Source organism: Acinetobacter sp. V2, assembly GCF_001188385.1.
GTDB lineage: Bacteria > Pseudomonadota > Gammaproteobacteria > Pseudomonadales > Moraxellaceae > Acinetobacter > Acinetobacter oleivorans.
In genome coordinates, this window is sequence record NZ_JZFB01000009.1 from 58,008 (window position 1) to 70,205 (window position 12,198).

12 protein-coding genes and 1 pseudogene are annotated in these 12,198 nt (G+C 40.0%); 10 read left to right on the top strand and 3 right to left on the bottom strand.

All coding sequences use genetic code 11. The features are described from left to right. The 5 genes and pseudogenes from UC75_RS22355 to UC75_RS17675 all read left to right on the top strand — a co-directional run. Positions 1-411: pseudogene (locus UC75_RS22355) on the top strand (aliphatic sulfonate ABC transporter substrate-binding protein); the annotation flags it as partial. Positions 412-437: 26 nt separating this feature from the next. Then, positions 438-1,613 (top strand): FMNH2-dependent alkanesulfonate monooxygenase, encoded by a 1,176-nt coding sequence (gene ssuD / locus UC75_RS17660; RefSeq protein ID WP_005308909.1) that lies wholly within the window; start codon positions 438-440, stop codon positions 1,611-1,613. Then, the gene (gene ssuC / locus UC75_RS17665) at positions 1,610-2,407 is read left to right on the top strand and encodes an aliphatic sulfonate ABC transporter permease SsuC (protein ID WP_049838333.1); all 798 of its coding nucleotides are present in this window, start codon (positions 1,610-1,612) and stop codon (positions 2,405-2,407) included. Before ssuD ends, ssuC begins: the two co-directional genes overlap by 4 nt. A 13-nt stretch (positions 2,408-2,420) precedes the next feature. Beyond that, positions 2,421-3,221 (top strand): ABC transporter ATP-binding protein, encoded by an 801-nt coding sequence (locus tag UC75_RS17670; protein ID WP_005308903.1) that lies wholly within the window; start codon positions 2,421-2,423, stop codon positions 3,219-3,221. A 259-nt stretch (positions 3,222-3,480) separates the two neighbouring features. Next, entirely contained in the window at positions 3,481-4,101 is a 621-nt protein-coding gene (locus UC75_RS17675; protein WP_013199284.1) for a TetR family transcriptional regulator C-terminal domain-containing protein, read from the top strand. Between the two features lie 36 nt (positions 4,102-4,137). Here UC75_RS17675 and UC75_RS17680 read toward each other — a convergent pair whose 3' ends face one another. Both UC75_RS17680 and UC75_RS17685 read right to left on the bottom strand, forming a co-directional pair. Then, positions 4,138-4,704: a 5'-nucleosidase gene (locus UC75_RS17680; protein WP_049838334.1), complete on the bottom strand. Its 567-nt coding sequence runs from the start codon at positions 4,702-4,704 to the stop codon at positions 4,138-4,140. Between the two features lie 80 nt (positions 4,705-4,784). Next, complete coding sequence (locus UC75_RS17685) at positions 4,785-5,918, bottom strand: TDT family transporter (protein WP_049838335.1); 1,134 nt, start codon at positions 5,916-5,918, stop codon at positions 4,785-4,787. 207 nt (positions 5,919-6,125) lie between these two features. Between UC75_RS17685 and ribF the strand changes: the two genes are divergently transcribed. From ribF to UC75_RS17710, 5 genes are all read left to right on the top strand, one after another. Next, on the top strand, positions 6,126-7,127 hold the full coding sequence (gene ribF / locus UC75_RS17690) for a bifunctional riboflavin kinase/FAD synthetase (protein ID WP_049838336.1): 1,002 nt from the start codon (positions 6,126-6,128) through the stop codon (positions 7,125-7,127). Positions 7,128-7,188: 61 nt separating this feature from the next. Then, a complete protein-coding gene (ileS, locus tag UC75_RS17695) occupies positions 7,189-10,026 on the top strand; it encodes an isoleucine--tRNA ligase (RefSeq protein WP_049838337.1) in 2,838 nt (945 codons plus the stop codon). Beyond that, positions 10,019-10,549, top strand: coding sequence for a signal peptidase II (gene lspA / locus UC75_RS17700; protein WP_003655819.1), 531 nt, complete (start codon positions 10,019-10,021; stop codon positions 10,547-10,549). The genes ileS and lspA overlap by 8 nt, the downstream gene beginning before the upstream one ends. Before the next feature lies 1 nt (position 10,550). Further along, positions 10,551-11,033, top strand: coding sequence for an FKBP-type peptidyl-prolyl cis-trans isomerase (locus UC75_RS17705; protein WP_004640310.1), 483 nt, complete (start codon positions 10,551-10,553; stop codon positions 11,031-11,033). Between the two features lie 136 nt (positions 11,034-11,169). Next, a complete protein-coding gene (locus tag UC75_RS17710; protein WP_049838338.1) occupies positions 11,170-11,712 on the top strand; it encodes an NADPH-dependent FMN reductase in 543 nt (180 codons plus the stop codon). A 42-nt stretch (positions 11,713-11,754) separates the two neighbouring features. On the opposite strand, the gene UC75_RS17715 is transcribed toward UC75_RS17710, so the two are convergent. Beyond that, positions 11,755-12,066 carry an ankyrin repeat domain-containing protein gene (locus tag UC75_RS17715; protein ID WP_049838339.1) on the bottom strand — a complete coding sequence of 104 codons (312 nt, stop codon included), beginning with the start codon at positions 12,064-12,066 and terminating at the stop codon, positions 11,755-11,757. Between the last annotated feature and the right edge of the window lie 132 nt (positions 12,067-12,198).

The window sequence follows — 12,198 nt, forward strand, 5'->3', positions numbered from 1 at the left end:
GATGCATGGGCCATTTGGGACCCTTACTTCGCTTCAGCACAACTAGAAGATCAAGCTCGTGTTCTTGCATCAGGTAAAGGCTTAAGCCCGAACTATACATTTTATTTAGCAGCTCCAGATTTTGTTAAACAACATCCGAAAGCTGTTTCTGGACTCATCAAACAAATTAATCAAGCTGATAAATGGGTTCAAAGCCATCAAGCAGAAACGGCAACAGCCATTGGCCAAAGCACAGGACTGAAGCCTGCAACCAGTGACTTATTCATTAAACGCCGTCCTCGTCCTTCATCAGCCGCTCCGCTGAACAGCAAAGTGATTGCTGAGCAGCAGCAACTCGCAGACATCTTTACTCAACAAGGCATCATTCCAAAACCAATCAGCATCAAACAAGCTGTTTGGATTGCCAAGTAATTTCAATAGACATATAGGTAATGCACATGAAAATTTTCTGGTTTATTCCTACCCACGGTGATAGTCGCTATTTAGGTACAAGTAAAGGCGCTCGTCAGGTTGACCATGCCTATATGAAGCAAATTGCTGTAGCGGTAGATAATTTAGGTTACGAAGGTGTACTTATTCCAACAGGTCGTTCATGTGAAGATCCTTGGATTACGGCGGCTAGCCTGATTGATGCAACTCAACACCTTAAATTTTTAGTTGCGTTACGTCCAGGAGTAACAACACCAGCATTGGCAGCTCGCATGGCTGCAACATTTGACCGCTTGTCGAATGGTCGCGTGTTACTCAACCTAGTGACTGGTGGTGATGAGGCCGAACTACGCGGTGATGGCTTATATGAAGATCACTCAACGCGTTATCAAACTGCCAATGAATATGTAAAAATCTGGCGTGAAATTTTGACGCGTTCACATACGGGTGAAGCTTTTACATTCCACGGTGAGCGCTTACAAGTAGATGATGCAAAACTACTTTACCCACCTGTTCAAAAGCCTTATCCACCACTTTGGTTTGGCGGCTCTTCAGACGTCGCTGTCGATCTTGCAGCTGAGCAAGTCGATACTTACCTTACATGGGGTGAACCACCAGAAGCAGTTAAACAAAAAGTCGAACATGTTCGTGCCAAAGCTGAGGCTAAAGGTCGTAAATTAACTTATGGCATTCGCTTGCATGTGATTGTTCGCGAAACCAATGAACAAGCTTGGGCAGCAGCGAACGAGCTTATCCAATATCTTGATGATGCAACTATTGCTGCAGCACAGAAAAAATTTGCACAAATGGACTCTGTAGGCCAACAACGTATGGCTGCGCTACACGGCGGTAACCGTGACAAACTTGAAGTATCTCCAAACCTTTGGGCAGGTATTGGTTTAGTCCGTGGTGGTGCTGGTACAGCACTTGTAGGTGACCCAGAAACAGTTGCTGCCCGCATTCAAGAATATGCTGATTTAGGTATCGATACTTTTATTTTCTCAGGCTATCCACATCTTGAAGAGTCGATCCGTTTTGCAGAATTGGTCTTCCCTTTATTACCAATCGAAACTCGTGCCAAACTTGCTCAGCCAAATTTAACCGGTCCATTCGGTGAGATCATTGCCAATAACTATGTTCCAGACGAGAAGAAGCAAAATAGTTCCGTCAAGGAGCCTGCATGAGCAAAGATGAAGGTATTGTTTCACGTGGAACAAAACAAATCGGGCAGCGTTTGCTGCCTTGGATTTTCCCTATTGTTCTATTGGTTGTTTGGCAAATTGCCTCAAGTTCGGGTCTTTTAGAGAACCGAATTTTGCCTGCACCGACTGCTGTGGTTTCCGCTTTTTGGCATCTACTCGTTAGTGGAGAATTATGGCATCACGTTAAGGTAAGTGCTGGTCGCGCTTTGATTGGTCTTTTGGTTGGTGGCGGCTTAGGTTTGCTCTTAGGTTTACTTAATGGCTCTTCACGCTTCGCCTCTACCCTGCTCGATACGACTCTGCAAATGATTCGTAACATCCCAGCATTAGCACTTATTCCACTCGTAATCTTGTGGTTCGGTATTGATGAAACAGCGAAATTATTCTTGGTCGCAGTAGGTGTTTTCTTTCCCATTTATATTAATACCTATCACGGTATTCGGTCAGTTGACCCTCAATTGATCGAAATGGGTAAAAGTTACGGCCTTTCTCGCTGGCAGCTTTACAAAGAAATTATTTTGCCAGGTGCAATGCCTTCTATTTTAGTAGGTCTACGCTTTGCTTTAGGTTTAGTTTGGGTATTACTCATTGTCGCTGAAACCATTTCAGCTCAAGCAGGTATTGGTTATATGACCATGAATGCACGTGAGTTTTTACAAACAGATGTAGTTCTGGTCGGTATTCTTCTTTACGCCTTACTAGGCAAACTAGCCGATGTTTTAGCCCAGCTTTTAGAACGCTATTTACTACGTTGGCACTCTGGATATCAGAAATAAGGGAGCTTAGAACATGACAAATCTGAATTTAAATATTAATCAGAATGAAGTGCAGCTCATTCCGGAAGAACCAACAGAATCTCAAGAACCTGTATTAGGTGCAGAGATTCTGATTGAGCAACTTTATAAATTCTATGGTGAGGTAAAGGTCCTTGAAGATCTTGACCTACACATCCAGCCTGGTGAGTTTTTAGCAATTGTTGGTCGAAGTGGCTGTGGCAAAAGTACGTTACTACGTTTAATTGCTCAACTTGAAAAAGCCAGTTTTGGAGAAATTAAATTCAAATCTGCTCGACATTTGCGTGAAGGCATTACTAACGATGATATTCGAGTAATGTTCCAAGACCCACGCCTACTTCCTTGGAGGAATATCCTTCAAAATGTTCAACTGGGTTTACCTAAAGCCCAACATGCTTTAGCAGAAGAATTACTGGAAAAAGTGGGTTTAAAAGAGAAATCAGGACAATGGCCTTCACAACTCTCAGGTGGCCAACGTCAGCGTACAGCCTTAGCACGTGCACTATCGCATACGCCACGCATTTTATTGCTTGATGAGCCTTTAGGTGCATTAGATGCTCTAACTCGGCTTGAGATGCAAAGCTTGATTGAGCGCTTGTGGAAAGAACAAGGTTTTACTGCCATTTTAGTCACACACGATGTAAGTGAAGCAGTGCAATTAGCGGACCGTATTATCTTATTAGATAAGGGCCAGATTGCTCAAAGTTTCCAAGTTAATCTTCCACGCCCGCGTAAAAAGAGCATTACTTTTGCACAACTTGAACAACAAGTACTCGATGCAGTTTTGGCAACTTAAGATTGCGATGAGTAATCAGAAATGCTCAGCCGAAAAATGCCCAATTTACGAGCAATAAAACTGCTGTTTTATTGCTCTTTTTTAGGGCGAAATTTAAAAAATATTTTTAAGAATAACAATAAACTAGTGAATCTCTCTATTTTTTGCACAATAGTATATCTATTACGCAAATAACTAGCCGTTTTTTGATTAAAAAAGCAAGACACCTGTGCACAAATCAAACAATTTCCCTTACAATGGGAGTATTATTTTTTTAATTATGCAGCAGATGGAACAAAAAAAGAGTACCCAAAAGCGCAATCAGCTTCTTGCTGCCGCCCTTGACGTATTTTCAGTCTATGGGTTCACTGGCGCAAGTCTGGATGAAATTGCCCAACTCGCCGACATGCATAAGTCGAATATTTTCTATTACTACGAAAATAAAGAGTCTTTATACGTAGAAGTGCTCACAACCGTTTTACAAAAATGGTTGGCTCCCTTACAAACTTTAGAAGCTGAATTAGAACCAGCCGAAGCCTTATCTCACTATTTAATACAAAAAATCGAACTGTCTCGTAGCCAACCGAAAGCATCTAGATTGTTTGCATTAGAAATCATTCAAGGCGCTCCTCATATTTTACCTATACTCAAAGGACCATTAAAAAAACTATTTAAGCGCAAAGCTAAAGTCATTCAGACTTGGCAAGAAGAAGGAAAGATTTCACCAGATATCGATCCGGAATTATTAATCTTAAACATTTGGGGCCTTACGCAAAACTATGCAGATTTTGCAACCCAAATGGAAATGGTGACCGGAAAAACACTGCGTAACCGAAGCATGTTCCAACGCTCAATTGAGCATACAGTCCACCTGATGCTCTACGGCGTATTGCCTCGTTAAAACCAAAAAAAGATCGGCAAATTTGCCGATCTTTTTTTAGAAGTAATTTTGATAAAGCGCTAAAAGTTTTTGAGCACCTAATAATAAATTTTCTTCCCAATCTACATGTGCTGTGTCATCTGCACCATCAGTAATATATTTCACCGAAATCAGGCGTACACCTAACTTATGGCAGACTTTGGCTAAGGCATATCCTTCCATATCCACCACATCACAAGCTACTTTTGGCTGACCCGTTTCAAATGAATCTCCAGTTCCGCAAATTGCTTTTGGCAAATCAGCAAAATGTGATTGAAGATGAATTTCAGCTGGCAAGTGATCATCTAATGGCGTTACACCTACTTCAAACCCTAGGGGTGAAACATCCATATCACGTTGTACAAAAGTCTTCACCTCGACCAAATCATGTCGATTAAACGCAGAGCTTCCAGCTGTACCTAGATTAATTAAAGTTTTACAGCCAGTTTTTTGAATAACCTCAAATGCTTTAAAGGCAGCATTAATCTTACCAATACCACTGTAATGGACTTCAACACCTGCCTGTTCAAACAAACCTTTAGATTCATTAGGAAGTGCCATAATTAAAGCAATATCAGTGTTCATTCAAAAAGCTCAAATCAAAATTAAATAAATTAGAAAATAAGTATAAATCAGGTGCAAAAGCTTTTTGCACCTTTTCATCATTACTGCATTTTTTGTTGTAAGGCGATTAAACACGGAGAAAAGAACAGTTGGCCGCTATATGCGCCTGCTAGCGTTTTCTTCATTACCACACCCCACATTGTCAATAATAAAAGGCTCAGTGCAACAGCAACATATTGTAAAAATACGATTTCAACCTGATGTCCTAAATTAAATAGCGCCAGAATAAATACACCTAATGGAAAGGTTAAGCCCCACCAACCCAAATTAAATGGAATACCTGTCTTTGCGTGACGAAGCGTTGTTAAAATTGCAAGACCAAGCCACCATAACCCAAAGCCTAAAAGCACAAGACTGCCTACAACTCCTAAAGCTTGAAAGACATTCGAAAATTGGTGAAATCCTACGTTTGGCGCCACTCTTTGGGCTTGCTCTCCTAGCAATAAGAGTCCTAAAGCACCTGTACCAATCGGTCCTAAAGACAACCAGCTAGAAATTGCGACTTCTTTTTCCGGTAACTGATGTAAAGCCATACGCAGCATTAAAATCGTCAAAATAGCGAATGCGGGTAAAACAGAAATCCCCCAAAGTACGTAACCCGCCATTAATAAATGAAAGCTATGCAAATCTGCTGGTAAATGCGCCACTAACATGCCCGCAGAACTTGCTGCTACTTCACATGCAACCACAGGTAAAAGCCAGATTGCAGTCATGGTATGTAGCTGATGGTTCTGACGGCTAAACATACAAAACGGTACGATCCACGCAATTGCTAGTGCTAAAAAGACATCGATGTACCATAAAGCTTGAGCAATATGTATCGCAACTTCACCGTAAAGCCCAACACCGAAGCTTAAAAAGCCATTTAGTATTGTAGCAAGCCCCATCGGAATAGCGCCTAAAAACAAGCTCATATTGGGATGGTTAAATATTTGCTTCGCTTCATGAGGGAAAAGAAACCACCGCAATAAATAAAGACCTGAAAAAACGCTGAATAAAATAATATTAAATTGCCATAACAAAGTTGCTAGCGTGAATAAAAATGATTGAGCAAATGGAAGCTGAATTAAAATCATACTGACCACGCCAGTACCCATAGTCGCTGTAAACCAATTTGGAGTAAAATGTCGTATAACATCTTTGCTATGATTTAATTGGTAAAAGGGTTTTTTCATCTTAGTTCTCTAATCAAAGAGTGGATAAAGATATAGTAGAGCAAACCGCTAATAAGAAAAATTGATTTATTTTTATTTAATTCATCAATATTTTAAATATACAAATATTCATGTTGAAAAATAACTGAGTAAAAACACAACAACAAGACGAATCTGTGAGATTATGGCAATATATAGCCCTTGCAAAAATAGCCATATTTTAAGTTCATGAAACTGCTTCGTCTTAATGCGTTATCGCCCAATTTTCAGTTACCTCAAACAGCGGTAACTATTGGTAATTTTGATGGTGTCCATTTAGGTCACCAAGCGATGATTGCTCAACTCAAAAAAATTGCTGCAGCACAAGGCTTAAAAACATTGGTTATGATTTTTGAGCCACAACCTCTTGAATTCTTTAAAGGCTACGATGCCCCTCCTCGTATTAATTCACTACGAGAAAAAGTTGAATACCTAGCTGAGCTTGGGGTTGATTACATTGCAGTTGCTAAATTTGATCAGCATTTCCGTAGTATGAGCGCGTCTGCCTTTGCAGACTTATTAAAAGATAAATTAAACGCGCAGTCTTTGGTTTTAGGAGATGACTTTCATTTCGGTAAGGACCGTCAAGGCAACAGCGAATTTTTAAAAGAATACGGATTTGGGGTCACAAATTTACATACGATTGAGCTTGAAGGTGAACGCGTAAGTTCAACTCGTATCCGCCAAGTGCTTCAGGTAGGAAATCTTGCCTTAGCTGCTAAATTATTAGGCCGTCCTTACAGTATTACCGGACGTGTTCAATATGGCGACCAGATTGGCCGAACTCTGGATTTTCCAACGATTAATGTTCGCCTCAACCGCCATAAGCCATGTTTAAATGGGATTTATGGTGTTGAAGTCATTTGTGAAACAACCTCACTTACTCAAAAAGTGCGTCAAGATACACCCGAAAAACCGGGAATTGCCGGATATCATGAAAACAGCCTATATGGCGCAGGACATGTCGGTACACGTCCAGCCATTCAGCAAGAACATCCAGAGTGGAGATTAGAAGTACATTTCCCTGATGTTTCTGCTAATCTGTATGGCTTATTTATGCGGGTGACTTTCCTTCACTATCTTCATGGTGAATTGAACTACCCTTCGCTTGAGGCACTTAAGGCAGGAATTGATAATGACGTGCAGCAGTTACGACAATACCGTAACGACACGACACAATTTCCTTTTTAATTCGAATTTTGATTGTAAAACATGTCGGCTCCCTAGCTGATTAAACTGGATGAAAACTTGCATGAGCGATAAGCAAACTCCTGAGAATGCAGTGGACTACAAAGCCACGCTAAACCTGCCGGATACTCAATTTGCAATGAAAGCAAATTTGGCAGTACGTGAAGTGAAATGGTTAGAAGAGTGGTATACCGACAACATTTATCAGCAGATTCGTGCATCGCGTATTGGCAAGAAAAAATATATTTTGCACGATGGCCCTCCATATGCGAACGGTACAATTCACTTAGGTCACGCAGTCAATAAAGTACTCAAAGACGTGATTGTAAAAAGCCGTACTTTGGCTGGTTTCGATGCACCTTATGTTCCGGGTTGGGACTGTCATGGCTTGCCAATTGAGCTAAAAGTTGAAGAAAAAGTTGGTAAAGTTGGCGAAAAAGTTGACGCAGCGACTTTCCGTAAACTCTGCCGTGAATATGCTCTAAAACAAATTGATTTACAGCGTACTGACTTTAAACGTCTTGGTATTTTAGGTGATTGGGATAATCCTTATCTCACCATGAACTATAAACAAGAAGCTGATATTGTTCGTACTTTAGGTTTAATCCAAAAAAATGGTCATATCCAGCCGGGCTTAAAGCCAGTGAACTGGTGTATGGACTGTGGTTCAGCACTTGCTGAAGCTGAAGTTGAATATGAAGATAAAAAATCTGACGCAATTGATGTTGGTTTTGGTGTTGTAGATCTTAAAGATTTAAGTGCCCGTTTAAACGTAGAAGTTCAAGATCCAACTGATATTGTGATCTGGACGACCACACCGTGGACATTACCAGCTAACCAAGCGGTTGCATTGCATGCCGAAATTGAATATCAATTGGTACAAGTAACTACTGAGCGTGGTAAGCAAAACTTCATTCTTGCTAAAGACTTAGTTGCTTCAGCAATTGAGCGTTACAAGCTTGAAAACCCAGTTGTTTTAGCTGACTTTACAGGTTCAGCTCTTGAAAACCTTACTTTACAACACCCTTTACTTACTGATCGTCAAGTTCCAGTGATTTTGGGTGAACACGTTATTGCAACAAGCGGTACAGGTGCAGTACATACAGCGCCTGGCCATGGTGCAGACGACTATAAAGTAGGTCTTCAATATAACCTTAAAGTAGACAATCCAGTCGGTGGTAACGGTGTTTATTTACCAACTGCTCCAATCTATGCTGGTGAACACATCTATAAAGCCAATCCAAAGATTATTGAAGCTTTGGGTGCTGTAGGCCGTTTATGGGCTCATCAACCAATTAAACACAGCTACCCACATTGCTGGCGCCATAAGACTCCTATTATTTTCCGTGCTACACCACAATGGTTCATTAGCATGGATCAAAAAGGCTTACGTGAAGGCGCGCTTAACGCGATTGAAAACGATATCGAGTTTGTACCGAACTGGGGTAAAAACCGTATTGAATCAATGATTGAAGGTCGTCCGGACTGGTGTATCTCACGTCAACGTACTTGGGGTGTTCCAATTCCTTTCTTCGTTCATAAAGATACGAATGAATTACACCCTCGTACGCCTGAACTCATCGAAGAAGTTGCTCAACTGATCGAACAAGAAGGTATCGAAGCATGGTTCAAACGTGAAGCAAAAGACTTCATAGGTGAAGATGCTGAACAATACAACGCCGTTCGCGATACGCTTGATGTATGGTTCGACTCTGGTACAACACATTACGCTGTACTTGAGCAACGTGAAGAATTAGAAAGCCCTGCTGATTTATATTTAGAAGGTTCAGACCAACACCGTGGTTGGTTCCAATCTTCTTTATTAACGTCTATGGCAATTCACAATCGTGCACCATATAAGGCCTTGTTAACACACGGTTTTACAGTGGATGAAAACGGTCGTAAGTTGTCAAAATCTTTAGGCAACTACATTCCGCTTGAAGAAATCATCAAACAGCTTGGTGCTGATGGTTTACGTCTATATGTAGCTTCTAGCGACTATCGCTATGAAATTGCAGCATCTAAAGAAATCTTTAATCGTGTAAGTGATAGCTACCGCCGTATTCGTAATACGCTACGTTTCTTACTTGCGAATCTAAATGGTTTCAAACCAAGCACAGATGCTTTAGCAGTAGATGACCTTATTGCTCTAGATCAATATATCTTGCAACGCGCGAATGAAGTACAACAAACCATTATCACTGCTTACGAAGAAATGAACTTCCATGTAGTGTGTAGCGCGTTAACAAGCTTCTGTATTAATGACTTAGGTGGTTTCTACCTAGACATTATCAAAGACCGTCAATACACCACTAAAGCGGATTCTCAGGCACGTCGTTCTGCACAAACAGCGCTTTATCATATCGTTCAAGCATTTATTCGTTGGATGAGCCCAATCTTAAGCTTTACCGCTCAAGAAGCTTGGCCACTGATTCCAGAACAAACTGAAAAGTATGTATTTACTTCAGAATGGTATGACTTGCCTATTTCATCAAAAGCAAACTTGCTTTCTGAAGAAGATTGGCAAACATTGATTAGCGTAAAATCTGCAGTAAATAAACAGATTGAAGCAGCTCGTAACGCTAAACTTGTCGGCAGTAATCTTTCAGCCAAAGTTGAACTTTGGGCAAATGAATCATTACGAACAGTTTTAAACCAACTGGCTGATGAACTCCGTTTTGTTCTTATTACTTCTCAAGTAGTAGTACATCCATTTGCTGAACAAGGTGAAGCAACTGAAATGGAAGGTTTACGTGTACAAATATCTGCAGCTGAAGGTGAAAAATGTGCACGTTGCTGGCACGTCCTTCCAGATGTAAATACACATGCCGATCATCCTGGTTTATGTGGTCGTTGTATTGTGAACGTCACTGGTCGTGGCGAAGTGAGAAAATATGCCTAATTCACAAGCTAAAAAAGGCTTATTCCAGTTTTATCCACACAATCTCATTTGGCTTGGACTTTCTGTCCTTGCCATTGTGTTGGATCAATGGACAAAATGGATTGCAAGTACACATCTGAACTACGCAGATCCAGTGCCTGTACTTCCATTTTTAAACTGGACACTATTACATAACTATGGTGCAGCCTTTAGCTTTTTATCGGATGCAGGAGGATGGCAACGCTATTTCTTCACATCTTTAGCAGGCTTAGTTTCAATCCTTTTTGTATTTTGGTTGCTTCGTATGCCTAAAAAAATGGTGGTGCTACCTGTAGCCATCGCTTTAATTTTAGGTGGAGCTTTAGGCAATTTAATTGACCGTATTACCCTAGGTTATGTGGTCGATTTCATTCATGTTTATTACCAAAATCATCACTTTCCAGCTTTTAATATTGCGGACAGTGCCATTACCTTAGGTACCATCTTGCTACTCATCGATACATTCTTCCTTGAGAAGCAACGCAACCAAAATTCGGATGCATAATATGACCGAAATTATCCAACCTAACGAAGAAATTCGTATTACAGACGGCTCTAAAGTCGATCTACACTTTTCTGTTGCTATTGAAAATGGTGTAGAAATCGATAATACACGTAACCGTGAAGAACCTGTTACCTTGACTATTGGTGACGGAAATCTTTTACCAGGCTTTGAAAAAGCATTATTTGGTTTACGTGCTGGTGACCGTCGTACAGTACATCTTCCACCAGAAGATGCATTTGGTCCATGGAATCCAGAAAATATTCAAACTTTCGATACAGTTAAGTTTGAACAACGCCCTATTCCTGGTCATATGATTGAGTTTGAAGATAAAGCAAAAACAACTTTATTCGGTGTAGTGAAGTCAGTTAATGATGACATTACAGAAATTGATTTCAATCACCCGTTAGCAGGAAAAAACATTACCTTTGAAGTAGAAATATTCAAGGTTACTCCTGAAGGCCAACAAGGCATTAAACTCATGTAAATAAAAAAGCCCTCTCAATGAGGGCTTTTTTATTATCCAATTTTTTTCCTAACATAAGAATCCTTACAAATTCTATATTCTCAGCTACCCATGTAATGAATTAAGTTATAAGTATAAAAATCCTTGGGAAAAATACATGCTGGTCTATATTGTCGTGGGAAGTGTTCGTGAAGGACGTACAGCAATTAAAATTGCCAATTGGGTAGAATCAACAATTCCAACATTGGGTCTAAACGATTTCCAAACCGAAGTAGTCGATTTAAAAGAATGGGATTTACCTCTATTTTCAGGATCTCATCCACCTGCTACTGGAATTTATGATCAACCTAAACAACAAGAATGGGCAGACAAAATTGCTCAAGCAGATGCTTTTATATTTATTAGCCCAGAATACAACCATGGTTACAGTCCAGCTCTAAAAAATGCTCTGGACTATGTAGGCAAAGAATGGAGTGGTAAACCAGCTGCATTTATTGGTTATGGTTCAACGAATGGTTCTCGATCTATTAGCCAAATACGTCAAGTCACCTCAAGTTTAAGTATTGTTGATCCTAATGCTGTAATAGAGATACGAGATATCTTTAAACGCAATAAAGATGAAAAATTCGAAGCTAATGAGTTTGAAGTAAAAGGGCTTCAATCTATTGTTGAGAAACTACAGAAATATCACTTATCTTAAATTTAAAAAGGCCTCTATAAACAAAATAGGGGCCTTTTATTTTTATAAGCTTTTTAAATAATTTACTACGTCTATATTACCAGCCATTTCTGCAAGCTGTAGCGCTGTATATTCGCTTTTATAAGCGAATTGAGCACCTTTTCCTACCAAGAGTTTAACTATCTCTAAATGATCATTTTCAGCAGCTGCTTGCAAAGCACTATAGCCTTCATCATCTGCCTGATTGGGATCTTGCCCTTCTAAAAGCAATTGCTCTACCTGATCTAGGTCCCCCAAAGAAGCCCAATAGATTAATTCAGGAAGAGAGAGTTCTTCATCATCTTCAGGTATTGAAGAGAAAGAATTAATTTTCACGTAAACACCTAAAAATAAGAAACTTCATCATTATTATATTCATATAACATGCATGATATGCAAATCGGATTTTAAAGGAGTACTTTCCTTGCCTTAAACTCTTCAATCAATTCAATTCATGCATAAAGAAAC